Source organism: Tardiphaga sp. 42S5 (assembly GCF_034044155.1).
GTDB classification, from domain to species: Bacteria; Pseudomonadota; Alphaproteobacteria; order Rhizobiales; family Xanthobacteraceae; genus Tardiphaga; species Tardiphaga robiniae.
The window spans coordinates 1,187,319-1,213,249 of the sequence record NZ_CP139027.1 but is presented as its reverse complement, the minus strand read 5'-3'; the positions used below and the strand labels follow the sequence as shown (position 1 = coordinate 1,213,249).

Genomic DNA, 25,931 nt, shown 5'->3' with positions numbered 1-25,931 from the left:
GCAGGGAGACCCATGAGATGGGCGTTGAAGGCATCGGCGCACGCGTTGCGCGCAAGGAAGACAAGCGATTCATCACCGGCCGCGGCCGTTATGTCGACGACGTCAAGATCGTCGGCCTCACCCACGCGCATTTCATCCGCAGCCCGCATGCCCATGCGAAAGTGAAGGGCATCGACGCTTCCGCGGCAAAGGACATGCCCGGCGTGGTCGCTGTGCTGACAGCACAGCAACTGGTGGACGACAAGATCGGCAATCTGATCTGCGGTTGGGCGGTGTCCTCCAAGGACGGCACACCCATGAAGATGGGCGCATGGCCGGCGATGGCGCCGGACACCGTGCGCTTTGTCGGACAGGCCGTGGCGGTTGTGATCGCCGAAACCAAGAACCAGGCGAAGGATGCGGCCGAGGCCGTGGTCGTGACTTATGAAGAACTCCCTGCCGTCAGCAGCATGACCGCAGCACTCGCCTCGGGTGCACCGCAACTACATCCGGAAGCGCCGGGCAATGTGGTCTATGACTGGGCGATCGGCGACGAGAAGCTGACCAACGACGCCTTCAGCAAGGCCGCCAATGTCATCTCGCTGGACCTGACCAATAACCGGCTGGTGCCGAATGCGATGGAGCCGCGCGCAGCCGTCGCGGAATATGACGACGCAGAAGAGCACTTCACGCTCCATACGACATCGCAGAATCCGCATGTGGCGCGGCTCGTCCTGTCGGCGTTCTACAATGTTGCGCAGGAGCACAAGCTGCGCGTGATTGCTCCCGATGTCGGCGGCGGCTTCGGGTCGAAGATCTTCATCTATCCCGAGGAAATGGTCGCACTCTGGGCCTCCAAGAAAGTGCGTCGCCCGGTGAAATGGACCGGTGACCGCACCGAAGCGTTTCTCACCGACGCGCATGGCCGCGATCACATCTCCCATGCCGAGATGGCGTTCGATGCCAACAACAAGATCCTGGGCCTGCGGGTGAAGACCCACGCCAATTTCGGCGCCTATATGTCGCTGTTCTCGTCCTCGGTGCCGACTTATCTCTACGCCACGCTGCTGTCGGGCCAGTACAATATCCCGACCATCTATGCCGAGGTGATGGGTGTCTATACCAACACCACGCCGGTCGATGCCTATCGCGGCGCCGGACGCCCCGAGGCGAGCTATCTGGTGGAGCGCCTGATGGAGACATCGGCGCGGCAGTTGAAGGTCGATCCCGCCGAGCTGCGCCGCATCAACTTCGTCACCCAGTTCCCGCATCAGACGCCGGTGATCATGGCCTATGACATCGGTGACTTCGGCGCGTCGCTCGACGCGGCGCTGAAGGCGATCGACTACAGCGGCTTCCCGGCGCGGAAGGCGAAGGCCAAAGCCAGCGGGAAGCTGCGCGGCCTCGGCTTCTCCTGCTACATCGAGGCCTGCGGCATCGCGCCCTCCAAGGCCGTCGGCTCGCTCGGCGCCGGCGTCGGCCTGTGGGAATCCGCGGAAGTTCGCGTCAATCCGGTCGGCACCATTGAGGTGCTGACGGGCTCGCACAGCCATGGCCAGGGCCATGAGACGACCTTCGCGCAACTCGTTGCTGACAGGCTTGGCATCTCCGTCGATCAGGTCCAGATCGTCCACGGCGACACTGATAAAGTGCAGTTCGGCATGGGCACCTATGGCTCGCGCTCGGCGGCGGTCGGCATGTCCGCGATCTTCAAGGCGATGGAGAAGGTGGAAGCCAAGGCGAAGAAGATCGCCGCGCATCTGCTCGAAGCCTCCGAGGGCGACATCGTCATCGAGAATGGCGAATTCAAGGTCGCCGGCACCGACAAGGCGATCGCGCTGCCGATGGTCGCGCTCGCCGCCTATACCGCACACAATCTGCCTGACGGCATGGAGCCCGGGCTGAAGGAAGGCGCGTTCTACGACCCCACCAACTTCACCTTCCCGGCCGGGGCCTATATCTGCGAGGTCGAGATCGATCCCGGGACCGGCAAGACCGACATTGTCGACTTCGTGGCCGTGGATGACTTCGGCCGGCTGATCAATCCGATGATCGTCGAGGGCCAGGTCCATGGCGGCCTCGCCCAGGGCATCGGCCAGGCGATGCTCGAAAGCGCTATCTATGACGACAACGGCCAGCCGGTGACGGCGTCGTTCATGGATTACGCCATGCCCCGCGCCGACGACGTGCCATCGTTCCGGGTCTCGCACACCACGACGCTGTGCCCGGGCAATCCGCTCGGCGTGAAAGGCTGCGGTGAGGCCGGCGCGATCGGTTCGTCACCCGCGGTGATCAACGCCATCACCGATGCGCTCGGCCACAACAAGATCGAGATGCCGGCGACGCCCGGCCGTGTCTGGGAAGCGCTGCAATTGCAGCAGGCAGCGGAATAAGCGGAGTGTTTTCAAGCGAAGTGGAAGCCGGCTCGCTTCAAGAAAACACGACCAAAAGATAAGGAAGCAATACGATGTACGAGACCACTTATCACCGCCCCGCCAGCGTCGACGAAGCAGCGGCCCTGTTCGCCAAACATCCCGAGGCCAAGTATCTCGCCGGCGGCCACACGCTGATCCCCGTGATGAAGCAGCGTCTTGCGGCACCATCGGATGTTATCGACCTCGCCAAGATCAAGGACTTGATCGGCGTCGAGGCAACATCCGACGCGCTGATCATCAAGGCGGCGACGACCTATTACGACATCACACAGAGCCCCGCGGCCAAGAAGGCGATCCCGGCGATCGTGCATCTGACGTCGGTGCTCGGCGACCCCGCCGTGCGCTATCGCGGCACCATCGGCGGCTCCATCGCCAACAACGACCCCGCCGCGGACTATCCGGCGGCCGTGCTGGCGCTGAATGCCACTATCAAGACCAACAAACGCGAGATCAAGGGCGACGATTTCTTCCAGGGCCTGTTCTCGACGGCGCTGGAAGAGGACGAGATCATCACATCCGTGTCGTTCCCCATTCCGGCCAAGGCCGGCTACGCCAAGATGCGCCACCCGGCGTCGCGCTTCGCGTTGACCGCCGTTTTCGTCGCCCAGACTAAATCCGGCGAAGTCCGTGTCGCTGCCACCGGCGCATCGCAGAGCGGCGTGATGCGCGTGCCGGCGATCGAGGCTGCACTGAAAGCCAACTGGTCGGCGGGAGCGCTGGATGGCGTGAAGATCTCAGCCGATGGGTTGATGGGTGATATCCACGGCTCGGCGGAATATCGCGCCAATCTCATCAAGGTGATGGCGCAGCGCGCGGTGGAAGCGGCGGGCTGACATTCCATCAAACGGCAAAATGCGCGCGAGAAATCGCGCGCATTTTTGTGCAGTGCCGCAGCATGGCCGCATGCAGGATTGCGGCCAAAAGCTTCTTGCCCTTGTCACCTCCAGCATAGACAGTTTCCGGCAAATCGGCCCGTCGCCATCGACGGCCAAGATCAAGCATGGGAAACACAAGTGCAGGACACCACCATCGCGTCGTCGCGATCACAGGCCAAAGCCACCGGCCCGCTCAAAGGCACACGCATCGTCGAATTCGCGGGCATCGGCCCCGGTCCGTTCGCCTGCATGCTGCTGGCCGATATGGGCGCCGAGGTGATCACGTTGGTGCGGCCGAAGCAGATGCCGAAAGGCGCTGCGTCACGCGGCCGCAAGATCATCGAGGTCGATCTCAAGGACAAGGCTGCCATCGCACAGGTGCTGTCGCTGCTGGATAGCGCCGATGCACTGGTGGAAGGCTATCGCCCCGGCGTGATGGAACGCCTCGGCCTCGGGCCGGACGTTGTGCTCGGCCGCAACAAGAGACTGGTCTATGGCCGCATGACCGGTTGGGGCCAGCACGGCCCGCTGGCGCAGGCCGCTGGTCACGACATCAACTACATCTCCATCACTGGCGCGCTGGCTGCCATCGGCGGCGCCGACAAGCCGGTGCCGCCATTGAACCTGGTCGGCGATTTCGGCGGCGGCTCGATGTATCTTGTGATGGGCATGCTCGCGGCCATGCTGGAAGCCAGCCGCTCTGGCCAGGGCCAGGTGGTGGACGCCGCCATGTGCGACGGCGCGGCATCCTTGATCACCATGTTCTTCGACATGACCGCGGCCGGTCGCTGGAAGGAAGCCCGCGAGAGCAACATGCTGGACGGCGGCGCGCATTTCTACGGCGTCTATGAATGCAGCTGCGGTAACTTCATCTCGATCGGGTCGATCGAGCCGCAATTCTATGCCGAGCTGCGCGAACTCGCCGGGCTGTCGGAGGCCTGCTACGACAATCACATGGATTCCAAGAACTGGGCTGCGGTGAAGGACAAGCTCACCGCAGTGTTCAAGACCAAGAGCCGCGACGAGTGGTCAAAGATCATGGAAGGCACCGATGTGTGCTTCGCACCGGTGCTGACCATGTCGGAAGCCACGAAACATCCGCATATGGTGGCACGCGAAGTGTTCATCCAGCACGAAGGCGCGACACAGCCGGCACCCGCACCGCGGTTCTCGCGCACGCCGTCGGCAGCACGGCCGGCAGTAAAGGTGGAGCTGGGTGATGCGGTGAAGGAGTGGGCGCAGTAAGGTCCATCTGCACCTGATTTCGCATTGACCTCTCCACGTCATGGCCGGGCTTGTCCCGGCCATCCACGCCTTTGATTGCCGCAAGACGTGGATGCCCGGCACAAGGCCGGGCACGACGGTTGAGGAGTGGCGTTCGACTATAGAGGCTGTCGGAGCAAAAACACTACGCCGCCGTCTTATCGCCGACGTGCAGCACACCGCGCCTGATCTGATCTTCCTCGATCGACTCGAACAGCGCCTTGAAATTGCCCTCGCCGAATCCGTCGTCGCCCTTGCGCTGGATGAATTCGAAGAAAATGGGTCCGATCGCATTGGCCGAGAAGATCTGCAGCAGCACCTTGGTCTCTCCGCCTTCGACCACACCCTCGCCGTCGATCAGGATGCCGTTCTTCTGCAGGCGCGGCACGTCCTCGCCATGCTTGGGCAGCCGTGCATCGATCTTCTCGAAATAGGTCACAGGCGGCGCCGGCATGAAGGGCAGGCCATCGGCGCGCAGCTTCTCGATGGTCGTGTAGATATCCGTCACGCCGCAGGCGATGTGCTGGATGCCCTCGCCGTGATAGGTGTTGAGATATTCCTCGATCTGGCCGGCATCGCCGGCATCCTCGTTGATCGGAATCCGGATCTTGCCGTCCGGACTGGTCAGCGCACGCGAGAACAGGCCCGAGGCGCGGCCCTCGATGTCGAAGAAGCGTATCTGGCGGAAGTTAAACAGCTTCTCGTAGAATCCGGTCCAGACATCCATCCGGCCGCGATGGACGTTGTGGGTGAGGTGATCGAGATAGAACAGGCCGGCACCTTCGGGACGCGGATTCTTGGCGCCCAGCCATTCGAATTCATGGTCATAGGCCGAGCCCTTGGCGCCATAGCGATCGACGAAGTACAATAGGCTGCCGCCGATGCCCTTGATGGCCGGCACGTCGACCGTCTTCTGCGCTGCGATCACATCCGCCGGCTCGGCACCGAGCAAGATCGCGCGGTCATAGGCCGCCTGCGCATCGACGACTCGGAACGCCATCGACGGCGCGCACGGGCCGTGCGCGGCGACGAAATTGAAGCCGTGGGTGCCGGGCTCCTCATTGACGAGGTAGTTGATATCGCCCTGGCGGTACACTGTGATGTGCTTGGTCTTGTGCCTTGCGACGGGCGCGTAGCCCATCAGCTTGAACAGCGCATGCAGCTCCGCGGGGTTCGGATGCGCGTATTCGACGAATTCAAAGCCGTCGGTGCCCATCGGATTATGTGCCGAGATGGTGGCGGCCGGCGCGTCGTGCGGAAACGGACCCATGGTGATCTCCCGAAGCTGATTTGCATTATCGCTTGCCTGGAGTGTCGGTCGTTTGCGACGCAAGGTGCATGCAAATTCGGATGGAATATGCGACATTCATGCACGGCTCACGCATGAAAGAGGCTTTTGACGCATGATCCCGGTAGACGCCTTCGATCTCAAGATGCTGGCCGCACTGCAGAACGACGGCCGGCTGACCAATCAGCAGCTCGCCGATGCCGTCGGCCTATCGGCCTCGCAATGCTCGCGGCGCCGGATGCGGCTCGAGGAGGAGAAAGTGATCTCCGGCTATCACGCCGATCTGTCATCGGACGCGCTCGGCTTCAACGTGATCGCCTTCATCCAGGTGCAACTGGCCACCCACTCGCCGGACAATGCCAAGAAGTTCCGCACGCTGGTGCAGCGGGTCGACGAGGTACAGGAGGCCTACTCGCTGACCGGTGACGCCGACTACGTGCTCAAGGCCGTGCTGCGCGATCTCAAGGGACTGTCCGACCTCGTCAACAATGTGCTGATGCCGCATCAGAGCGTGGCGCATGTGCGCTCGTCGATCGTGCTCGATCGGTTGAAGGAAACATCGAAACTGCCGCTGAAATCGGCCCTCGCCTGAGCGCCAGAGGCCTGCGACACAGCGGAATTTGCAACCGCCGATTGATCAGTTCTTAACTCGAAGCGCCTACAACACCCGTCTGGTTCCGATCCGAATTGATTGGACACTCGATACTGCCAAAGCATTGCAAGAAAGAGCAGAGATGGGTGGACGCGACGCAGGCACGACCGAGAATGCCAATCACCGGCTCGTTCGCTTCTTCTGCATCTGCCTTGGCACCCTCGTCTTCGCCTATTCTCTGCTGGCATTGCGCCTGTTGTTCGAGAGCGACGGCATCACCGCAACCGATGGTCTGCTGACACTGGTGCGCGTGTTGCTGGGCGCAGCGGCGCTGGCCATCATCATTTCTCCACCCCTGATCGCAAAGCCGCTTGGCCGCCAGATCACGCTGCTCGGCACCGATTTCGAAGCCGGCTATGCGAGCATGAGCACCAAGGAGAAGGTACGGCTGATCGTGCTGGTCACCATGGTGAGCCTGCTGCTCGAACTGGTGATGATCCGCTGGCTGGCGTCGGTCTTCCCAGTGTTTTCGTTCTTCAAGAATTTCACGCTGCTGGCGTGCTTTCTAGGCCTTGGCGCCGGCTATGCCGTGTCCGAGAAACAACCATGCGCACCGGCGCTGGTGCTGCCGATGCTCGCGCTGTTCGTCAGCGTCATCACGCTGCTGCGCTACGATATCGGAGCCGGCAACGGCTTCTTCACCGGCCTGCCGATGCATGAACAGACCTCGATCAATATCGATATGGATCGCCTCGACTGGCTGTCGCTGTTTGCCCAGAGCATTCCCGTCTATTTGCTGCTGGCGATGAGCTTCGTGTTGTGCGCATGCATCTGCTATCCGGTCGGCCAGCTCTGCGGCAAGCTGCTGCACGCGACCGACGCCCTGAAGGCCTACGGCCTCAATCTCGTCGGCAGCATCCTCGGCGTGCTGGTGCTGTTCGTCATGAGCCTGTTCTGGCTGCCTCCGGTGATCTGGTTCACCGCGGCCGGCGGCATCCTGCTTGTCTTCGTACTGTCGCGGGATGTCCGCTCGCCGATCGGCATTGCGAGCTTCTGCGTGCTGCTCACGGTGCTAGCCTGGCCGGTGCAGCCGGAGACCCAGCGGATCTACTCGCCCTATCAGCTGCTCGAACGCATGGCGAAATCCGACGGATTGATGAATATCCTGTCGGGCGGCTCGTATTATCAGAAGGTGTTCAACCTCGCGGAGAGCCACCGCAGCATCGAGAGCGCCGAAGACCGCTATGTGCGGACCTATTACGAGTTTCCGTTCAACTTCAAGACAAAGCCCGAGCGGGTGGCCATCGTCGGCGCCGGCAGCGGCAACGACGTTGCGGCGGCGCTGCGCATGGGCGCGTCCCATGTGGACGCCATCGAGATCGATCCCGCCATCATCCATCTCGGCCGCAGCAATCATCCGGAACACCCCTATGACGATCCGCGGGTGACCGTACATATCAACGACGCGCGCAACTTCTTCCGCACGGCGCAGCAAAAATACGACCTGATCATTTATGGCGTGCTCGATTCCCACACGGCGCTCAGCCATGCATCGAACCTGCGCGTCGATTCCTATGTCTATACCCGCGAGGGCATCGACGAGGCCTTCCGCCTGCTCAAGCCTGACGGCGTGATGTCCATTGCTTTCGCGCTGCCGAACGAGTCGCTCGGCTTCAAGCTGTCGCATATCCTGCAGGGTCTGCCGGGCGCCGGCAAGCCGCTGGCCATTCGCGTGCGTTACGATTCGAGCACGACGACGGCCTTCGTCGTGCAGAAAGGTCGCGATGCCGTGCTGCCGAACATGGAGGCCTTCGCGGCCATCGGCTTCACGGACGTGTCGCAGCGCTATGCGCAGCCCTATCCCGAAGCCAGCATCCCGACCGATGACTGGCCGTTCTTCTACATGGTCAGCCGGACCTATCCGACCAGCTACATGATCGCGCTCGGCATGGTCATGTTGCTGAGCACGATGTTCGTGCGCAAGACCATCGGCCTCAATGACCCAATCGAGCGCGGCTATCTGCCATTTTTCTTTCTCGGCGCCGGCTTCATGCTGGTGGAGACCAAGGCCATCACCGAGCTGGGTCTGCATCTCGGCGGGACCTGGTTCGTGATCGCCGCCACCATCGTCATGGTGCTGGTGATGGCGTTTCTGGCCAATCTCATCGTGCAACGGCACGCATTCCAGCGCACCGGCCTCGCTTATTGCGGCCTGATCGTCAGCCTGCTCGTTGGCTACTTCTATGCGCGCAACCACACGCTGATCGCCTTTGCTTCGCCATGGGCCAATCTCGCGCTCAGCGGCGTGCTGCTGACGATCCCGCTGTTCTTCTCGGGCATCATCTTCTCGAGCCTGATCGCCCGGGCCAGCGTCAATATCTCGACCGCACTGGCCTATAACCTGATGGGCGCGCTGTTCGGCGGCTTAATGGAATACAACTCGATGTATTTCGGCTTTGCGTTTCTGTACCTGCTGGCCATCGGCTTCTACGCGCTCGCCTGGCTGTTCTCACGCAATCCCGGCATCGCCTGGGCGCGACGGCTCAACATCCCGCGCACGGGCGCAGCATCGTAGCACCCGCCTTCCGGCGTCAGGCCGCCTGAGAGTTCACGAACCATCGCGGTTCTGCCAAGATCGGCGCAACAAACCGATTGGGAGAGAACGATGGCACTGGCGCTGCGGCCAAACTGTGAATATTGCGACAAGGATCTGCCGCCCGCGGCACGCGATGCATTCATCTGCACTTTTGAATGCACGTTCTGCGCGGACTGCGTGGAGAGCAAACTCTTCAATGTCTGCCCAAATTGCGGCGGGGGTTTTACGCCGCGACCGATCCGCCCCGCCACCGAATGGCGGTCCGGCCTGTCGGTCGCCAAGCGCCCGGCGTCCGACAAGCGCGTACATCTCTCAAAGAGCCCTGAAGACATAGCAACGCATGTCGCGCGCATCAAGGACGTGCCGCCCTGGGAGCGATAACGTGAGCACCTAGCGCTTGTTCGGATCGAAGCGCTTCTCCAGGCCCTTCCAGCAATCCGCATAATCGCTCTGCAGCGTCGCCGTCGTGGCCGCGTGTTCCGTAACGCGCTGCGGGTAGCGGGTCTCGAACATGAAGGCCATGGTGCCGGTGAGCTTTACGGGCTTCAGCTCGCCATTGCTGGCGTGATCGAAGGCCTCGCGGTCCGGGCCGTGCGGCAGCATCATGTTGTGCAGACTGATGCCGCCCGGCGTGAAGCCCTGCGGCTTGGCGTCATAGACGCCGTAAATGAGACCCATGAATTCCGACATGATGTTCATGTGATACCACGGCGGCCGGAAGGTGTTTTCCGCCACCGCCCATCGCTCCGGGAAAATCACGAAGTCGATGTTTGCCGTGCCTGCGGTTTCCGACGGCGAGGTCAGTACCGTGAAGATCGACGGATCCGGATGATCGAAACCGATCGCGCCCACCGGCGAGAAGGTACGCAGGTCGTATTTATACGGCGCATAGTTGCCGTGCCAGGCGACGACATCGATGGGCGAATGCGGCAGCACCGTCCTGAACAGCGTGCCGCCCCATTTCACATAGAGCTCGGTCGGCGTGTCCTTGTCCTCATAGGCGGCCACCGGCGTCAGGAAGTCACGCGCATTGGCGAGACAATTGGCACCGATTGGGCCGCGTTCCGGCAGCGTGAAGGCACCGCCGTAATTCTCGCAGAGATAGCCGCGCGCCGCACTGCCGCTGAGTTCGACGCGGAACTTGACGCCGCGTGGGATCACCACGATTTCACCGGGCTCGGCGTCGATGCGGCCGAATTCGGTGACGAATTTGAGATTGCCCTGCTGCAGCACGAACATCATCTCGCCGTCAGCATTGTAGAAATTCTGATCCACCATTGACTTGGTGATCAGATAGACATGCGCCGCCATCCCGGCCTGGGTGCCGGCATCGCCCGCCGTGGTCATGGTCTGCACACCCTGCAGGAAGGTCATGTCCTCCTTCGGAATCGGCGCTGGATCCCAGCGCAGTTGCGCGATCGGCAAATCGTTCTCGTGGCACGGCGCAGTGCGCCAAAGTTTGCTATCTGCCTTATCGAAGCGGCCGGAATGTTTCACCGATGGGCGGATGCGATACAGCCAGGACCGTTCATTGGTGCCGCGCGGCGCGGTGAAGGGCGAACCGGAGAGCTGCTCTGCATAGAGTCCATAGGCCGCACGCTGCGGCGAGTTACGGCCGATGGGCAGCGCGCCAGGCAGCGCTTCGGTTTCAAAGCTGTTGCCGAAGCCAGACATGTAGCCCGGCGTGATATTGACGGTGTTGCGGCTGATCAGATCAGGATTGGTGGTGACGTTCATCTCATCCTCCGTTTGGTCTTGCGCATGATCTCGGCCGAAAACCGGCATCACCCTCGGGCCAAACCCGAGGGCAGGCTTTCTGGATCATGCGCTTTGCAGCGCTGCCCACATTTCGCGGTCGCGCTTGTCGGTCCAGATCACGGGATCGTCGATTCCCGAGGCTTCGTCGAAGGCACGGGACACATTGAACGGCAGGCAGTGCTCGTAGATCGCAAAGCTCGAAAATTTCTTGTCCATGACATCGCGGGTCGCCGCCATGGTCTCCTTCAGGCTGCGCCCCTTGGCGACCGACATCTCGGCCGCGCCATAGAGCGACATCACGAAATCACGCGTCATCGCGATCGCTTCGCGGGTCGTCTCCAGCCCCTTCAACGCATCGCCGCGACCCGGCGCAATCGCTTTCGGATTGAACGCGCGGATCTCGTTCAGCGTCGACGGCCATTCGCGCAGCAGCGCATCGCCGCAGTAGCAGGCCGAGTGATATTCGATCAGATCGCCTGAGAACATGACTTCGGCATCCGGCACCCAGGCGACGATATCGCCCGACGTATGACCGGCGCCGAGCTGCATCAGCCGCACCTCGCGCTTGCCGAGGAAGATCGACATCTCGCCCTCGAAAGTGAGTGTCGGCCAGGTCAGGCCGGGAATGCTCTCGGCATCCTGGAACAGACGCGGGAAACGCCCGAACTCGGAATCCCAGTCCTGCTGGCCGCGTTCTTCCACCAGCCGATAGGTCTCCTGCGACGCGACGACACCCTGCGCCTTGTAGGCAGACGCGCCGAGCACGCGCACCGCGTGATAATGCGACAGCACGACATATTTGATCGGCTTGTCGGTGACCGTCCGCACGCGCTCGATGACCTTGTTGGCCATCGCCGGCGTCGCCTGCGCGTCGAACACGATGCAACCGTCATCGCCGACAATGACCGCCGAGTTCGGATCGCCCTCGGCCGTAAAGGCATAGAGATCGGTGCCGATCTCCGAAAAGGTGACCTTCTTCTCGGTCATGTCGGTCGTGGATGCGAAACCCTTGGTCATCTATCTATTCCTTTGATCTTTACGTCAGTCAGTTCATGTGGCGACAGGCAGCCGCCGCTTCGCCAGCGCAATCGCGTCACCGAGCACAGCAGCATCGCCGATATGATTGGCGAGGATCAGCACCAGTGCCGTATCGAGCGCCGCGCTTTGATCGTCGGTCAATCCGCGATGCGCCTCGACGATCACACGATAGGCGTCGTCGGGACTGGCGAAGTTGGACGTCATGGATAGTGCCGTCATGACGGCCTCCCAGAGGCACGCGCGACCGCGGCCTTGATCGCCTGCGGCGTCGGATGCCGGAAACGCGCGGCGACATAGCCATCGGGACGCAGCAGATAGGCGGCACCCGGATCGGCACCGTAACGCGCCTTGAACAGTCCGGTCTCGTCACGCAGCGCCGCATCGTCACCGACGACCAGACGGGCCACGCCCTCGGGCAGTTCGATCGCCTGACCATCCGACTGTAGCACGGTAAAGCCACACCCCGCCCCCGCGAAACATTCCGAGAGAAACACATGTGCGCCGTCATCGCTGACGAGCGGCGCGTCCGGCATATGCGCGCCCGGTCGCGGGCCGCCGGACCAGTCATCGCTATCGGCGGTCGAAAGCGGCGTCTGATAGACCGATGGCACGGACAGCCGGCCGCCATTGATCATCCGCTTGGCGAAATCGGCTTCCCTGGCGAGCGACAGCACCGCTTGCCGCATGCGCTGCTCCTGCTTCGAATGCGGCGCTATAAAATCCGTCGCATGGGTCGAGGCCCGGATGTTCTCGTCTGCTGCCGGGCCACGCTCAGCGTCATAACTTGCCAGCAGCGACGCCGGCGCGTCGCCGGCCAGCACCAGTGCGAGCTTCCAGGCGATATTCTCGGCGTCTTCGAGGCCGGAATTGGCGCCCCGCGCGCCGAAAGGCGACACCTGATGCGCAGCATCGCCGGCAAAGATCACGCGCTCATGCAGGAAGCGCTGCATGCGGCGGCACTGGAATTTGTAGACCGAGATCCACTCGAAATCGAAATCGTCGTGGCCGAGCATGCGTGCGATGCGCGGACGCACTTTCTCCGGCTGCCGTTCGATTGTGGGATCGGCATCAGGCCCGAGCTGCAGATCGATACGCCAGACATCATCGGGCTGGCGGTGCAGCAGCGCGGACTGGCCGGAATGGAATGGTGGATCGAACCAGAACCAGCGTTCGGTCGGGAATTCCGCGGTCATCTTGACGTCGGCGATCAGGAACTGATCCTCGAACACCTCGCCGGAAAAATCCGCGCCGACCATGCCACGCAAACCGGAGCGGGCACCATCGCAGGCAACGACATAGTCGGCGCGCAGCGTGTATGGCCCATCGGGCGTCTCGATGGTGAGTTCGGCGTGATCGTTGTGCTGCGCCAGCGCGATGACCTTGTTGCGCCAGCGCAGATCGATCTCCGGCAATTGATGCACGCGATCGACCAGAAAGGATTCAGCGTAATATTGCTGCAGGTTAATGAAGGCCGGCATCTTGTGGCCGGTCTCGGGCAGCAGATCGAACTGGTAGAGCATGTCCGGACCGAGAAAGATCTTGCCGACCTTCCACACCACGCCCTTGTCGATCATGCGATGGGCGACACCGAGACGGTCCCAATATTCGAGCGAGCGTTTGGAGAAACAGATGGCGCGCGAGCCGTCGCCGATGCGATCGGCGTCGTCGAGCAACACCACGCGCTGGCCGCGCTGCGCCAGATCGATGGCCAGCGACAGGCCGACAGGGCCAGCACCAACAACCACTACGGGATGATGCGCCGCAGCGGCAGCTGACCGCGCCTGATCGGCATGGCGGCGATAGGCAAACTGGCGGACATGTTGCGCCATGGCTCAGCCCCTGCCCTGCAACCAGATGTATTTTCGGATCAACGCTGGTCTGGCCAACGGATCGCACTCCCTTTAAGATAGTCTCATTTGCAACCATCTAAACGCCGGACCCGTGGCGGCGTCAACAGCAGAATTGGTGGCTCCGTGGCAAAATTCGACCTGTTTCAGTTCGTTCCGTTCCGGCTCAACCGGCTGGCGGCGGAGGTCAGCGCCGCATTGTCCGATGAATATCAGGTACGCTATGGGCTCGATATTCCGGAATGGCGCGTCATCGCCACGCTGGGCTTTCGCGACGATGCCTGCAGCGCGCAGTTCATTTCGCAATGCACGCGCACCCACAAATCCACCATCAGCCGGGCGGTGACGGCCCTGCTGGACCGCGAACTCATCGAACGGGTCGAGAACGAAGACGACCGCCGCGCCTTCGAATTGCGTCTCTCCGCAAAAGGCACCGCGCTCTATGAAGAGCTGATCCCGCGCCTGCTGCACAAGGAACGCGATATTTTGTCGTGTTTAACGGCACAGGAACGCAAGGATTTCGCCGCCGCACTCGGCAAGATCGAGCGCAGCCTCGATCTCGTGCAGACGCGGCATGGGCAAAAGGCCGGCGCCTATTGAGCAATTAGTCTTTCACAAAGGAGCGCGATGGCGGCAGATGCAACGCATAGGCATCGGCCTTGCTGCCCTCGACGCGCGGATAGAGCTCACGCACCAGCGGATCATGGCCGGGAATGATGCGATCGGGGTGGCCGGCAAGGCGCTCGCAGGTGGTCCAGCCGTCGCACATGTCGCCGATATTGTAGACGATCGGAAACGGGCTGCGGCGCTGCATGTTGCCGTAATAATGCGAGGCATCCGAGGCGAGCACCACCGGGCCGCGCGCGGTTTGCACGCGCACGATCTGCAGACCGTCGGAATGGCCACCAACGCGGTGCAGCGTGACCCCCGGAGCAACCTCGCCATCGCCATTGTGGAACGTGACGCGCTCATTGAACACGTGACGCACCATCAGCGTGACGTCTTCCGCCGAGAACGGATGCCGCAGCAGCCCGTTGCACATGCAGCGGCCCGTCGCGTAGCTCATCTCGCGGTCCTGCAGATGGAACCTGGCATTGGGGAGGCGATCGAGATTGCCGGCATGGTCGTAATGCAGATGCGTGACGATGACGTCGCGGATATCCACTGCGCGAACACCGAAATCGGCCAGCGCATCGATAGGATTGATCGTAAGCTTGCGGCTGCGTTCTTTCGCAGCGACCTCGTTGAAGCCGGTATCGACAAGGATGTCGCGGCCACCGCCGCGGATCAGCCAGACGAAATAATCGAGATCGGCCGCTGCGGTCTCATGGGGATCGGGTGCGAGATAATTCATCTGCGGCGTCCGCGGCGTCATCGTGGCATAGCGGATCGCATAGATTTCGTAAGTCACGCTCATTCGTCCCGTCCCGTTCGTGGTCGTTGTTGTGCGCAACAAGCCATCGCCACCGGAAAAGGTCAAACCGTTCCAACCACCGGAATGACCGGGAACCGGGACTACAGCGACAACGCCGGGCACGTGGTGAATTGACGCGATGGCTGCTGCCCGCACCGCACGTTGACAGCCGCGATCACGCCGGTTTGATAATGCGAATGGCGTGGATTAGTGTCGCTGCGGCGCAAGCCGCAGCTTGGACAGCGCCCTCAAGTGTGGACCGGTTTCATTATGAAAATGCGCATTGCTCTGATCGCTCTCCTGACGTTTGCTGCCACGCCCATCTGGCAGATCTCCGCCGCGGAAGATCGGACCCACCGGATCGCACTGGTGATCGGCAATGCTAAATATCCGGACGCCGAGACACCGCTCAAAGAGCCCATCAACGACGCCCGCGACGTCGCCGCCGAATTGAAGCGTGACGGATTTGAGGTCGATACCGGGGAAAATCTCGGCGGTGATGGCATGCGCCGGGCGCTCGATAAATTCTACGGCAAGGTGAAGCCCGGCTCGGTGGCCCTGGTGTTCTTCAGCGGCTTCGGCATCCAGTCCGCGCGGCAGAGCTACATGATCCCGGTCGATGCCCAGATCTGGACCGAGCCCGACGTGCGCCGCGACGGCTTCAGCCTCGAGACTGTGCTGGGCGAGATCAATGGCCGCGGCGCCGGCGTCAAGATTGCGCTTTTGGACGCATCCCGCCGCAATCCGTTCGAACGCCGGTTCCGCAGCTTCTCCGCCGGACTCGCTCCGGTGATCGCACCGAGCGGCACGCTGGTGATGTATTCGGCGGCACTCAGCTCCGTGGTCAGCGATGGCGGCGGCGATCACGGGTTGTTCGTCAGTGAGCTACTCAAGGAAATCCGGGTTCCCGATCTCACCGCCGAGCAGACGCTGAACCGAACCCGTGTCAACGTCACCCGCGCGTCGCGCAGCGAACAGGTGCCCTGGATTTCCTCGTCGCTGGCGGAAGACTTCTCTTTCATAGCGGGAACGCGCCCGGCCTCGGCCGCTGTAGCGGAAGCCAAACCGGCCGATCCCGCACCGGCTACGACACCGCGCCCCGCTGCTGTGGCCAAACCAGAAGTCGCCGCCGCACCTGCAGCTCCTGCACCTGTACCTGTACCTGCTGCACCCATGCCGGCGGCTCCAGCAGCAGCGCCTGCGCCTGCCGCGGCACCAACTCCTGCCCCCGCCGTCGTCGCCGAAGCCCCACGTGACGAAAACAAGATTCTGCTGGCGCTGGCGGAGGATCCGACCGTCAAATCGCTGAATGTCAAGCTGACCGATAATCCGGAAGACGCCGGCGCGCTGTATCGCCGTGGCCAAGTCTATGCCAGCAAAGGCGCCTATTCCGCGGCCATCAAGGATTTCGACGCCACGATCAAACTGAATCCCAAGGATGTCGAGGCCTACAACAATCGTTGCTGGGCGCGCACCGTGACCGGCGACCTCGCCGCCGCGCTCAAGGACTGCAACGAAGCCCTGCGCCTGCGCCCGAATTTTGTCGATGCGCTGGACAGCCGCGGCCTGGTCAACCTCAAGAACGGCCAGAGCAAGAACGCGATTGCGGATTTCGACGCTGCGCTGAAGATCAATCCGCAGCTGACCTCATCGCTCTATGGCCGCGGCCTCGCCAAACATCGCCTTGGCCAGACGGCTGAAGGCGATCTCGACATCACCAATGCCAAAGCCATGGACCCGGACATCGTCAAGGAATTTGCCAGCTACGGCGTTCGATAGAACGGCGTCCGATAGGACAGCGCGCGATAGCACGCCATCCGATGATCCCCAGAGGTCGCCAGGATTTCGCAGGAAAGTCGCAAGAAAATCGTAGGAAAGTCGCAAGCCCGGTTTGAACCTGCGACGCGCGAGCGGACACTATTGATGGCAAGCCGGAAGCCATCCTGAAGCGATCCGGCACCAGAATTTGCTGGATTTGATTCAAGCGCGTTTCGCGCGACTAGATGAAGGATGCACCCATGTCGAACACATCCGCACGCCCTGGCTTCAAGGCACTTCGCACGATCGCCATGATCGGCGTCGCCCTGTCGCTGACCGCAGGCATCGCCGCAGCGGCTGAGGAAGTGACCTCCGACCAGATCCTGCGCGCGCTGGCACCAAAGAAGCCGCTGACCCGCGGTCTGTCGATGACGCCGCCGGCCGAGCCGGCCGTCAATGCCGCCGAAGGCAAGTTCGTCGACTCCCTTCGCAATCGCAGCACGCGATCGCTGTCGATCGGCGAGCGCGAGCAGATCGCCGCCGTCGCCCAGACCAAGCCGGCCATCGATCTGGAAATTACCTTCGACTACAACTCGGCGAATATCAGCAAGAAGTCGCTGTCCTCGGTGCAGGCCCTCGGCAAGGCGCTGAGCAGCGACGATCTCAAGGGCGCGACCTTTGTGGTCGCCGGCCATACCGATGCGGTCGGTGGCGAAGAATACAACCAGGATCTGTCCGAGCGCCGCGCCGATGCCATCAAACGCTATCTGACGGACAAATACGGCATCGCCGGCGCCGACCTCGTCACCGTCGGCTATGGCAAGGGCAAGCCGAAGGCCGGCGTTGCGCCGACCGATCCGTCCAACCGCCGCGTTCAGGTGGTGAATATGGCGAACAAGACCACCGCATCCCAATAGAGCTCGGTGGTACCTCTGAGCTTGCTGCGGATTGCCGCACCACAGCGTTCCGCGCCACGCGGGACGCTGTTTGCTGTGGTGATCGCGGATATCCTGTATAGATTGCCCCGACCTGCCGCCGCACCGATCGAATGCCCCTGGTGCTCCGTAATACCAAGTGGATCGATCTCGCAATGAAGGCTTTTGCCTGCTTCTCCCCCTCTCTCGCATGTCTGTCGCTGGCGGCCACCATGGTCGCAACCACCTCTATCGGCTTCGCCGCTGAACCCGCACCTGCCGGCTCCGCTTCGCCGAATGGCGCCATGGTGATCGTCGCCAAGGCCACCAATGCCTGCTTCTCCGATCTTGTGCGGGTGACCGGCTTCGTGGTTCCGCGCCGCGAGGCCGTGGTCGGCGTGGAGACCGAAGGTTCAAAGGTCTCCGAAGTGCTGGTCCGCGAAGGCGACACCGTCACCGAGAACCAGGAACTGGCCCGGCTGACACCGCCGCCGACGGCAGGCAATGCACGTCCGAATCCTGTGACGCTGCGCGCCCCCGCTGCAGGTCTGATTACCTCCGTGAACACCATCGTCGGCGCGCCGGCCTCGCCGCAGGCCGGGCCGATGTTCAGGATCGCCATCAACAACGAGCTCGAGCTCGATGCGGAAGTGCCGAGCATCCACATCCTCAAGCTCAACCCCGGTGTCACGGCGCGGATCAGCCGAGACGATCAGCCCGATATTTTCGGCAAGGTGCGGCTGGTGTCGCCACAGATCGACCGCGTGACACAGCTCGGCCATGTCCGGCTATCGCTGGCCAGCAATCCGTCGCTCAAGGTCGGTGTCTTCGCCCGCGCCAGCATCGACGCCAAGCGCAGCTGCGGCGTCGCGATCCCGCGCTCGGCGATCGAACACTTCATGGTGCAGCTCGTGAAGGGCAACACCATCGAGACCCGACGGGTAAAAGTCGGGCTGGTGTCTGATACGTCGACGGAAATTCTTGAAGGTGTCGAGGTGGGCGACATCGTCGTCGCCGATGCCGGTACATCACTTCATGACGGCGACAAGGTCCAGACCATGTTCGCCGATGACCTCGATCGATCGCGGGTGCGTTAATGGCAATGAATATCTCGGCATGGTCGATCCGCCATCCGCTTCCGTCCATCGTCTTCTCGATCATTCTTCTGGTACTCGGCTGGATCAGCTTCACCAAGCTGGCGATCACGCGGCTACCGAGCGCAGACATTCCGGTGATCTCGGTCGCCGTCTCGCAATTCGGCGCAGCGCCCGCGGAACTTGAAGCGCAGGTCACCAAGACCATCGAAGACGGCGTCTCCGGCGTCGAAGGCGTGCGCCACATCTCGTCGTCGATCACTGACGGCCTGTCGGTCACGACGGTGCAATTCGCGCTGGAAACCAATACCGACCGCGCGCTGAACGACGTCAAGGACGCCGTGACGCGCGTGCGCGCCAACCTCCCCCAGAATGTCAACGAACCGCTGATCCAGCGCGTCGACGTAATCGGCCTGCCGATCGTGACCTATGCGGCGATCTCACCTGGCAAGACGCCGGAGCAACTGTCGTGGTTCGTCGATGACGTGGTCAAGCGCGCGTTGCAGGGCGTGCGCAACGTCGCGCAGGTCGAGCGCATCGGCGGCGTCGAGCGTGAGATTCTGGTGTCGCTCGATCCCGATCGCTTGCAGGCCGCAGGCCTTACCGCCGTCGATGTGTCCAGGCGCCTGCGCGGCACCAATGTGGACCTCGCCGGCGGCCGCGCCGAAATCGGCAAGAACGATCAGGCGATCCGGACGCTGGCGGGCGCGAAGACGCTGAACGAACTCGCCGGCACCATGATCAGCCTGCCCTCTGGCGGCGAGGTGCGGCTCGAAGATCTCGGCACAGTCACCGACACCATTGCCGATCGCCGCACCTTTGCGCGTTTCAACGGCGAGCCCGTGGTGGCCCTGGGCATCAAGCGGTCCAAAGGCGCCAGCGACGTGGTGGTCGCGGCGGCTGTGCAGAAGCGCATCGATGCGCTGAAGGCATCCTATCCCGATGTCGATCTGAAATTGATCGATACGTCGGTCGACTTCACCAAGGGCAATTACGAAGCTGCAATCTCGACACTGTTCGAAGGCGCGGCGCTTGCCGTCATTGTGGTGTTCTTCTTCCTGCGCGATCTGCGCGCCACGGTCATTGCCGCGATCTCGCTGCCGCTATCGATCTTCCCCGCCTTCTGGGCGATGGACCTGCTCGGCTTCTCGCTCAACCTCGTGAGCTTCCTCGCCATCACGCTGTCGACAGGCATTCTCGTCGACGACGCCATCGTCGAGATCGAGAACATCGTGCGGCATATGCGGATGGGCAAGTCGCCTTATCGCGCCGCGCTGGAAGCGGCCGACGAAATCGGCCTCGCTGTGATCGCCATCAGCCTCACCATTATCGCGATCTTTGCCCCGGCCAGCTTCATGTCGGGCATCGCCGGACAATTCTTCAAGCAGTTCGGCATCACCGTCTCGGTGCAGGTGTTCTTCTCACTCTTGGCAGCGCGCTTCGTCACACCTGTGCTGGCGGCCTACTTCCTCAAGGATCACAAGCACGACGATCCACCGCCGGGGCGCCTGCTGCAAGCCTACAACAAGCTCGTGACCCTGTCGGTGAAGCGCTACTACGTGACGGTTCTGTTCGGTCTCGCCGTCTTCGCACTGTCGATCTGGAGCATCCAGCTGCTGCCGCAGGGCTTCCTGCCGGCCCAGGACACGGCGCGTTCGCTCATGGCGATGGAATTGCCACCGGGATCGCAGCTCGCTTACACCGAAAAGGTCACAGAAGACATCGTCGCGCGGCTCCGCAAGCGACCTGAGGTGAAGAGCGTGTTCGTCGATGGCGGTCACGTTCCTCCCGGCACCTATGAAGTGCGGCGCGCAGCTCTGATCATCAACTACACTCCAAAGAGCGAACGCGACAGCGCACATACACAGCGCCTGCTCGAACTCGATATCAGCAAGGAACTCGAAAGCGTTCCGGATATCCGCTACTGGTTCCTCGACGAAAACGGGCTGCGCGCCATCTCGCTGGTAGTGACCGGCACCGACAGCAATATCGTCGCCAATGTCGCCAGCGAACTGGCGACGCAGATGAAGCGCATTCCGCTGATCTCCAATGTGATCTCGGAAACCTCGCTGGATCGTCCTGAGCTGCGGGTGCAGCCGCGTGCCGATCTCGCGGCACGGCTCGGCGTCTCCACCGAGAGCCTGTCGGAAACCATCCGCGTCGCCACCATCGGCGACGTCGGCCCGGCTCTGGCGAAATTCGATGCCGGCGATCGCCTGGTGCCGATCCGCGTGCAGCTCGAAGACACGGCACGCGCAGACTTCCAGATTCTCGAACAATTGCGGGTGCCACTTGGTGGCGGCCGCGGCGGTGTGCCGCTCTCCGTCGTTGCCGACATCAAGCTCGATCAGGGACCGACCAGCATCAACCGCTACGACAGAGAACGTCAGGCCACCGTGGCCGCGGATCTCGTGGGTACCGCCGCGCTCGGCGATGCCCTGAAGAAGATCTACGAACTGCCGGTCATGAAGAGCCTGCCGAAGAATGTGAGCGTCAAGCAGTCCGGCGACGCCGAAAGCCTGAACGAACTCGCGGATGGTTTCGCCACCGCGATCTCGGCAGGCCTGATGATGGTCTATGCGGTGCTGGTGCTGCTGTTCGGCACGTTCCTGCAACCGATCACCATCCTGTTCTCGCTGCCGCTCTCGATCGGCGGCGCGATCCTGGCGCTGCTCCTGACAGGCAAGCAACTGACGACGCCTGTCTGGATCGGCATCCTGATGCTGATGGGCATCGTCACCAAGAACGCCATCATGCTGGTGGAATTTGCAGTGGAAGCCATTCGCGAAGGCAAGCCGCGAGAGGTCGCGATCATCGACGCCGGCATGAAGCGCGCGCGGCCGATCGTGATGACCACCGTTGCCATGGTCGCTGGCATGATGCCGTCCGCACTGGCCTTCGGCGCCGGCGGCGAGTTCCGCTCGCCGATGGCGCTTGCTATCATTGGCGGACTGATCTTCTCGACGGCGCTGTCGCTGCTGTTCGTGCCGGCGATGTTCATGATGATGGACGATGTCGGACAATTGGCATGGCGCTTCGGGCGCAAGCTGCTGGTGTCGAGCGGCGAGGAAGACCCGCAAAATGGTCAACCACCCGCCGTCCCGCACAAATAGGCAAAAGCAATGACCCTGTTCGTCGCCTCTTCCAAGCGAACCACCACATGGGCCAGATTGCTGGTCGCGCTGTCGTTATGCGTGTTCACGCAGCCGGCTCTGGCCGCCGACGATCCTGCTGATGCCCCAAAGGGTGCGGCAGTGACCGTACTGACCGCCGCGAAGTCCTGCTTCTCCGCGACCGTCGAAGTCTCCGGCATCCTGATCCCGCGCGAGGAAGTCTCGATCCGTCCGGATCGCCCGGGCCTCAAGGTCGCAGAGGTCATGGTCGATGCCGGCGAGAACGTCACCGCAGGCCAGATCCTCGCACGCCTGACGCCGCCGGAAGGCGGATCGCTGCAAGTTCAGGCCACGGTCGCAGGATTGGTCAGCGCCTCGTCCGCCGTGGTCGGATCGCTTGCATCGGCCAAGGGCGAAGCGCTTTTCAGCATCATCGCGCGGAGCGAGTTCGAATTCATCGGCCAGGTGCCGACGCGCGACCTGCCGAAGCTGAAAGTCGATCAGCCGGTCAAGGTTAAGGTGATCGGCGCTGGAGAGCTGGACGGTAAAGTGAAACGCGTCGCCTCCACCGTGGAGCCCAACAGCCAGCTCGGCCAGGTCGTGGTCTCGATCACCTCGGCCCGGCGGCTGATGAGCAATTCCTACGCGCGCGCCATCATCAAGACTGGCGAAAGCTGTGGCGTCTCCGTGCCACTGACCGCAGTTCTCTACAGTGCCGGCGGCACCGTCGTGCAGGTGGTCCGGCGGCAGCGTATCGAGACGCGGCGCGTCGAGGTTGGCCTGATGTCGGGCGGCCGCGTCGAAGTGCGCGAAGGCTTGAATGATGGCGATGTGATTGTCGCGCGCGCGGGCGCATTGCTGCGCGAAGGCGACCCGGTTCGTCCGGTGATGGCTAACGCAGACGCCGCGAAGTAATCACAACGGGAAAGATCAGCTACCGGCTTTAGCCGTTGCGCTTTCGCCGAGCAGGATGTCCTCAACCAGTGACGAGGACACCGCAGGCACCTGCTCACCTGCGGTCGCGCGGGTAACCGCGACCCGGGTGTTGGTGAAGACGGACTCGGCACTCGCCGGCTTGGCCTTCATGTTCTTCAGCAATTCGGTTGCGAGCAGGCTGTTCTGACCATCCACATCGTCGGCAACCTTGCCCGGCGTCGCCGAGGTCAGGATCAGCGCATTCTCAGGAACATCGATCGGCGCGAGACCACGCGAATAACCGCGGAAGCGACGCTCATAGGGATTGCGGCGGGACGCATCCAGCACGACCAGTTTGGCCTGGGCACCCTGCTCCTTCATGATATCGAGAACGGACTCGACGCTCATGCCATCGCGGCGGATGTCACGCTCTTTCCAGATCGCGGCATCGACGGGGATCATGTAACTCTGGCGGCCGACCTGAACGCCATAGCCACCGAAGTACAGCATCACGACGGTTTCAGGCTTGATCTTGGCCTTCAGGCGCTCGACAGCGCGGGTCATGTCATCGCGGGTCGCGTCTTCCACCACATCGACGTCGAAACCGTCGCGGCGGAGTGCGCTCGTCATGGCACGTGCATCATTGATCGGCTGGCTCAGCGGCGCGCCGGCGTCGGGGTAATGACCGTTGCCGATCACCAGCGCGATGCGCGACGCCTTCGTCACGGGATTGATCGTTCCGGTCACCGTCTCGGCCTGTGCGGCTTCCAGCGAGCGCTTGTTCAGCGCGGCGTTGGCGCCAAGCACCAGCGACACCAGGCCGACAAAAGCTGCGGCCACAGTGATCGAGCGACGGGATACGCGAAACTGCCGTACGTTCATAACGTCATTCCTGCTCACCGTTCAGGCGCAACCGTGGGTCGCGCGAACGTCGAAATAGGTTTGAAGGGATGCCAAACCAATGAGTATTAAATGCGCTCAATTTGCGGCATCGCAGCAAACTGGTTGTTAACCCGTCGGGCCCACCCGGGCAACCGGTAAAGGCCGGGATTTAAGACAGGGTTACTGACTGACCAGGCTAAGGTCTTGAACGGGCTTGCGCTTCACGCAATTGTAATCTCGGCCGATTCGTGCAATTTTTCAAAGACTTGCAGGTGTCGGGAGGCGATTGCGCCGCAGCAGCGGCGGGCGGTTTTCGAAGCGTGCGCAGGGACCGCACTGAAAGAAACCTCATGGGTGTGACTTATTTTGCCGGCGCCGCATACCGCGCGCTGACAGCCAGCAAGGACGGCCCGTCGCTTTACGACCTCTGCGACCCCCTATTCCACAAGCACACCGGCGGCGACGCTCATATCGTCAAGTTCTACAAAACCGCGCTCGGTAATCCTGCGCTCCGTCCATTGCTCTGTCGCGCCGGCCTGCCCGAGTTGCGTGACCCCGCCCGGTTCAAAGCCATACAGCAGGCCCTGAGAGCGGCGCGCGACGACGCGAGCCCCGATTGGGAAGCCATCGGCCAGCCCATCGCCGAGCTGCTCGACACGGTCGCATTGAGCCATCCAGAGCCGAAGCCGGTGACGGCGTCAGCGCAGGCACCGTCGCTGGGCGAGATCGACGATGTCATCAAGGCCTGCGGCACGCATCTGCTGCGCTCGTTCGACCGCAACGGCTTCATCCCCACCTACGCGGCATTCAACCTGATCGGCGATCCCGACATGCATGGCCGCGATTTCCTGATGGCTCTGACGGGCCTGAATTCGCGCGGCTACAAGAATTCGACGCTGCTGTTCACCCTCGCGCGCATCTTCATCGCACGCTCACCGGCCGGAAAACTCATCAATCCGCCATGGACCGGAATTGCCGAACCCATGTGGGAGCCGGTGCAGATCCGGCATCGCTCTGCCTATTACGACGCGTTCTTCACCGAGGCGCTGCTCAGCTTCGGCGAAACCGGACTGCCGTCGCCGGACCAGACGACATCCTCGCACCGCGCCATCGATGCGATGGTTGAATTCTGCCTGGTCACCAGCCGCGAGGAAGTCCGCTCGCATGACGGGACGAGCGTGAACGTCATCACCGCGCTGGCGCCGCCGCCGCATCCGCGCTTCAGCCGCCTCTTCGCACAGATCAAGCAGGACCTCGGCTTCGGCATCTATGTGCCGGACTGCGACACCACCGCCTGCTCGTTCTCCGCCGCCACACAGGCCGGCTCGACCGATCCGATCCTCGATCAACCCCTGCTCGACTTCTATGCCGGCTATCAGGTCGGCAACGGCAGCAACGAACCGATGGTCACCGTGCCGCTCAACGACCATATCGACTATGACGGCGCCATCGTCACATGGATCGACAATCTCGCGGGCGAGCGGCCCTATGGCAACGATCTCGATCCGACACTCAATCTCGACGTGCTCGAAGTCTCGTTCCGGAATCTCGTCCGCTGGAAGGTGATGGAGACGCCGACACGTCTGGAAACGGTGCAGCGGATCATCGGCTTCCAGCGCCGCCTCGTGGCATCCGGCGCCTTCGCCGATCCGAAATCGCACATCTATTATCTGCCGGAGCTCTACAGCGCCTATTTCGGCCGCTGCTATGCGGCTTTCCGTGAATTGCCGGCCGAGACACAACAGGCCATCGATACCGACGGCACGTTCGACTTCATCCGCCTGCGTGTGCTCGCTTATGTGCAGGACGAGTTGATTGCGCGCGAGATGAATACTTTCGATGCGGCACTCGCACTGATCGCGCTTGGACATCTCGGCGGCGAGCTCGCGCATTTCGCACCCGCGCTGCGCTGCATCATCACGGCAACAGGCGAAGGCGGCCGCAAGGGTCCGTTCAAGGCCTATGAATGGAACAAGATGAAAACGCCGACACGGATTCTCGTTGGCGGTCCCGAAGTGACCTCAGCCTTCGTGCTGATGGGTCTCGCGCTGGCGCGGCGGAGAATGATGAACGGCCACGCCGCATAGTTCATCGCGCGAAGTTGAAGGTATGAAGGAGCGACCGCGCTGGCATGCACGGCGAAATGCCCGCACTGTCTCCGGATTGTCGT

21 protein-coding genes are annotated in these 25,931 nt (G+C 62.3%); 13 read left to right on the top strand and 8 right to left on the bottom strand.

Annotated elements, in window-relative coordinates; genetic code table 11:
• Positions 1 to 17: 17 nt before the first annotated feature.
• Positions 18 to 2,372, top strand: coding sequence for a xanthine dehydrogenase family protein molybdopterin-binding subunit (locus SFY93_RS05680; RefSeq protein WP_320446356.1), 2,355 nt, complete (start codon positions 18 to 20; stop codon positions 2,370 to 2,372).
• Between the two features lie 74 nt (positions 2,373 to 2,446).
• Positions 2,447 to 3,247, top strand: coding sequence for an FAD binding domain-containing protein (locus SFY93_RS05675; protein WP_320446355.1), 801 nt, complete (start codon positions 2,447 to 2,449; stop codon positions 3,245 to 3,247).
• A 7-nt stretch (positions 3,248 to 3,254) separates the two neighbouring features.
• Here SFY93_RS05675 and SFY93_RS05670 read toward each other — a convergent pair whose 3' ends face one another.
• A complete protein-coding gene (locus tag SFY93_RS05670) occupies positions 3,255 to 3,416 on the bottom strand; it encodes a hypothetical protein (RefSeq protein ID WP_320446354.1) in 162 nt (53 codons plus the stop codon).
• Between the two features lie 11 nt (positions 3,417 to 3,427).
• Between SFY93_RS05670 and SFY93_RS05665 the strand changes: the two genes are divergently transcribed.
• Positions 3,428 to 4,534, top strand: a complete 1,107-nt coding sequence (locus SFY93_RS05665) for a CaiB/BaiF CoA transferase family protein (RefSeq protein ID WP_320446353.1) — start codon at positions 3,428 to 3,430, stop codon at positions 4,532 to 4,534.
• Positions 4,535 to 4,697: 163 nt separating this feature from the next.
• Here SFY93_RS05665 and hppD read toward each other — a convergent pair whose 3' ends face one another.
• Positions 4,698 to 5,822: a 4-hydroxyphenylpyruvate dioxygenase gene (gene hppD, locus SFY93_RS05660; protein WP_320446352.1), complete on the bottom strand. Its 1,125-nt coding sequence runs from the start codon at positions 5,820 to 5,822 to the stop codon at positions 4,698 to 4,700.
• Between the two features lie 133 nt (positions 5,823 to 5,955).
• Between hppD and SFY93_RS05655 the strand changes: the two genes are divergently transcribed.
• The 3 genes from SFY93_RS05655 to SFY93_RS05645 all read left to right on the top strand — a co-directional run bounded on the left by SFY93_RS05655 (position 5,956) and on the right by SFY93_RS05645 (position 9,409).
• Positions 5,956 to 6,432, top strand: a complete 477-nt coding sequence (locus tag SFY93_RS05655; protein ID WP_120287902.1) for an Lrp/AsnC family transcriptional regulator — start codon at positions 5,956 to 5,958, stop codon at positions 6,430 to 6,432.
• A 142-nt stretch (positions 6,433 to 6,574) separates the two neighbouring features.
• Positions 6,575 to 9,007 carry a spermine/spermidine synthase domain-containing protein gene (locus SFY93_RS05650; RefSeq protein WP_320446351.1) on the top strand — a complete coding sequence of 811 codons (2,433 nt, stop codon included), beginning with the start codon at positions 6,575 to 6,577 and terminating at the stop codon, positions 9,005 to 9,007.
• Positions 9,008 to 9,097: 90 nt separating this feature from the next.
• Positions 9,098 to 9,409: a DUF1272 domain-containing protein gene (locus tag SFY93_RS05645; RefSeq protein WP_320446350.1), complete on the top strand. Its 312-nt coding sequence runs from the start codon at positions 9,098 to 9,100 to the stop codon at positions 9,407 to 9,409.
• A 9-nt stretch (positions 9,410 to 9,418) separates the two neighbouring features.
• Here SFY93_RS05645 and hmgA read toward each other — a convergent pair whose 3' ends face one another.
• From hmgA to SFY93_RS05625, 4 genes are all read right to left on the bottom strand, one after another.
• Positions 9,419 to 10,765 (bottom strand): homogentisate 1,2-dioxygenase, encoded by a 1,347-nt coding sequence (hmgA, locus tag SFY93_RS05640; RefSeq protein ID WP_320446349.1) that lies wholly within the window; start codon positions 10,763 to 10,765, stop codon positions 9,419 to 9,421.
• An 84-nt stretch (positions 10,766 to 10,849) separates the two neighbouring features.
• Positions 10,850 to 11,803 (bottom strand): MBL fold metallo-hydrolase, encoded by a 954-nt coding sequence (locus tag SFY93_RS05635; RefSeq protein WP_320446348.1) that lies wholly within the window; start codon positions 11,801 to 11,803, stop codon positions 10,850 to 10,852.
• A gap of 33 nt (positions 11,804 to 11,836) precedes the next feature.
• On the bottom strand, positions 11,837 to 12,043 hold the full coding sequence (locus SFY93_RS05630; protein WP_320446347.1) for a DUF2783 domain-containing protein: 207 nt from the start codon (positions 12,041 to 12,043) through the stop codon (positions 11,837 to 11,839).
• Positions 12,040 to 13,653 (bottom strand): FAD-dependent oxidoreductase, encoded by a 1,614-nt coding sequence (locus SFY93_RS05625; RefSeq protein WP_320446346.1) that lies wholly within the window; start codon positions 13,651 to 13,653, stop codon positions 12,040 to 12,042. Before SFY93_RS05625 ends, SFY93_RS05630 begins: the two co-directional genes overlap by 4 nt.
• A gap of 144 nt (positions 13,654 to 13,797) precedes the next feature.
• On the opposite strand from SFY93_RS05625, the gene SFY93_RS05620 reads away from it, so the two are divergent.
• Positions 13,798 to 14,271 (top strand): MarR family winged helix-turn-helix transcriptional regulator, encoded by a 474-nt coding sequence (locus SFY93_RS05620; RefSeq protein ID WP_320446345.1) that lies wholly within the window; start codon positions 13,798 to 13,800, stop codon positions 14,269 to 14,271.
• Between the two features lie 4 nt (positions 14,272 to 14,275).
• Here SFY93_RS05620 and SFY93_RS05615 read toward each other — a convergent pair whose 3' ends face one another.
• Positions 14,276 to 15,088 carry an N-acyl homoserine lactonase family protein gene (locus tag SFY93_RS05615; RefSeq protein ID WP_320446344.1) on the bottom strand — a complete coding sequence of 271 codons (813 nt, stop codon included), beginning with the start codon at positions 15,086 to 15,088 and terminating at the stop codon, positions 14,276 to 14,278.
• A 267-nt stretch (positions 15,089 to 15,355) separates the two neighbouring features.
• On the opposite strand from SFY93_RS05615, the gene SFY93_RS05610 reads away from it, so the two are divergent.
• From SFY93_RS05610 to SFY93_RS05590, 5 genes are all read left to right on the top strand, one after another.
• A complete protein-coding gene (locus SFY93_RS05610; protein WP_320446343.1) occupies positions 15,356 to 16,864 on the top strand; it encodes a caspase family protein in 1,509 nt (502 codons plus the stop codon).
• A gap of 239 nt (positions 16,865 to 17,103) precedes the next feature.
• On the top strand, positions 17,104 to 17,760 hold the full coding sequence (locus SFY93_RS05605) for an OmpA family protein (RefSeq protein WP_320446342.1): 657 nt from the start codon (positions 17,104 to 17,106) through the stop codon (positions 17,758 to 17,760).
• Between the two features lie 230 nt (positions 17,761 to 17,990).
• On the top strand, positions 17,991 to 18,854 hold the full coding sequence (locus SFY93_RS05600; RefSeq protein WP_320447703.1) for an efflux RND transporter periplasmic adaptor subunit: 864 nt from the start codon (positions 17,991 to 17,993) through the stop codon (positions 18,852 to 18,854).
• Positions 18,854 to 21,964, top strand: coding sequence for an efflux RND transporter permease subunit (locus tag SFY93_RS05595; RefSeq protein WP_089266725.1), 3,111 nt, complete (start codon positions 18,854 to 18,856; stop codon positions 21,962 to 21,964). The genes SFY93_RS05600 and SFY93_RS05595 overlap by 1 nt, the downstream gene beginning before the upstream one ends.
• Before the next feature lie 9 nt (positions 21,965 to 21,973).
• Positions 21,974 to 22,879: an efflux RND transporter periplasmic adaptor subunit gene (locus SFY93_RS05590; protein ID WP_320446341.1), complete on the top strand. Its 906-nt coding sequence runs from the start codon at positions 21,974 to 21,976 to the stop codon at positions 22,877 to 22,879.
• A 15-nt stretch (positions 22,880 to 22,894) separates the two neighbouring features.
• Here the strand turns inward: SFY93_RS05590 and SFY93_RS05585 are convergent, their stop codons facing one another.
• On the bottom strand, positions 22,895 to 23,761 hold the full coding sequence (locus tag SFY93_RS05585) for a caspase family protein (RefSeq protein WP_320446340.1): 867 nt from the start codon (positions 23,759 to 23,761) through the stop codon (positions 22,895 to 22,897).
• A gap of 350 nt (positions 23,762 to 24,111) precedes the next feature.
• Between SFY93_RS05585 and SFY93_RS05580 the strand changes: the two genes are divergently transcribed.
• The gene (locus SFY93_RS05580; protein WP_320446339.1) at positions 24,112 to 25,848 is read left to right on the top strand and encodes a hypothetical protein; all 1,737 of its coding nucleotides are present in this window, start codon (positions 24,112 to 24,114) and stop codon (positions 25,846 to 25,848) included.
• The last annotated feature ends 83 nt before the right edge of the window (positions 25,849 to 25,931 follow it).

What these genes read in the sequence shown, in the direction of transcription:
- SFY93_RS05675 (WP_320446355.1), top strand. Translation starts at nt 2,447, where the DNA reads ATGTACGAGACCACTTATCACCGCCCCGCCAGCGTCGACGAAGCAGCG.
- SFY93_RS05630 (WP_320446347.1), bottom strand. Translation starts at nt 12,043, where the DNA reads ATGACGGCACTATCCATGACGTCCAACTTCGCCAGTCCCGACGACGCC.
- hmgA (WP_320446349.1), bottom strand. Translation starts at nt 10,765, where the DNA reads ATGAACGTCACCACCAATCCTGATCTGATCAGCCGCAACACCGTCAAT.
- SFY93_RS05645 (WP_320446350.1), top strand. Translation starts at nt 9,098, where the DNA reads ATGGCACTGGCGCTGCGGCCAAACTGTGAATATTGCGACAAGGATCTG.
- SFY93_RS05670 (WP_320446354.1), bottom strand. Translation starts at nt 3,416, where the DNA reads ATGCTTGATCTTGGCCGTCGATGGCGACGGGCCGATTTGCCGGAAACT.
- SFY93_RS05615 (WP_320446344.1), bottom strand. Translation starts at nt 15,088, where the DNA reads ATGAGCGTGACTTACGAAATCTATGCGATCCGCTATGCCACGATGACG.
- SFY93_RS05680 (WP_320446356.1), top strand. Translation starts at nt 18, where the DNA reads ATGGGCGTTGAAGGCATCGGCGCACGCGTTGCGCGCAAGGAAGACAAG.
- SFY93_RS05655 (WP_120287902.1), top strand. Translation starts at nt 5,956, where the DNA reads ATGATCCCGGTAGACGCCTTCGATCTCAAGATGCTGGCCGCACTGCAG.
- hppD (WP_320446352.1), bottom strand. Translation starts at nt 5,822, where the DNA reads ATGGGTCCGTTTCCGCACGACGCGCCGGCCGCCACCATCTCGGCACAT.
- SFY93_RS05625 (WP_320446346.1), bottom strand. Translation starts at nt 13,653, where the DNA reads ATGGCGCAACATGTCCGCCAGTTTGCCTATCGCCGCCATGCCGATCAG.
- SFY93_RS05595 (WP_089266725.1), top strand. Translation starts at nt 18,854, where the DNA reads ATGGCAATGAATATCTCGGCATGGTCGATCCGCCATCCGCTTCCGTCC.
- SFY93_RS05605 (WP_320446342.1), top strand. Translation starts at nt 17,104, where the DNA reads ATGTCGAACACATCCGCACGCCCTGGCTTCAAGGCACTTCGCACGATC.
- SFY93_RS05610 (WP_320446343.1), top strand. Translation starts at nt 15,356, where the DNA reads ATGAAAATGCGCATTGCTCTGATCGCTCTCCTGACGTTTGCTGCCACG.
- SFY93_RS05590 (WP_320446341.1), top strand. Translation starts at nt 21,974, where the DNA reads ATGACCCTGTTCGTCGCCTCTTCCAAGCGAACCACCACATGGGCCAGA.
- SFY93_RS05600 (WP_320447703.1), top strand. Translation starts at nt 17,991, where the DNA reads ATGGTCGCAACCACCTCTATCGGCTTCGCCGCTGAACCCGCACCTGCC.
- SFY93_RS05580 (WP_320446339.1), top strand. Translation starts at nt 24,112, where the DNA reads ATGGGTGTGACTTATTTTGCCGGCGCCGCATACCGCGCGCTGACAGCC.
- SFY93_RS05585 (WP_320446340.1), bottom strand. Translation starts at nt 23,761, where the DNA reads ATGAACGTACGGCAGTTTCGCGTATCCCGTCGCTCGATCACTGTGGCC.
- SFY93_RS05650 (WP_320446351.1), top strand. Translation starts at nt 6,575, where the DNA reads ATGGGTGGACGCGACGCAGGCACGACCGAGAATGCCAATCACCGGCTC.
- SFY93_RS05635 (WP_320446348.1), bottom strand. Translation starts at nt 11,803, where the DNA reads ATGACCAAGGGTTTCGCATCCACGACCGACATGACCGAGAAGAAGGTC.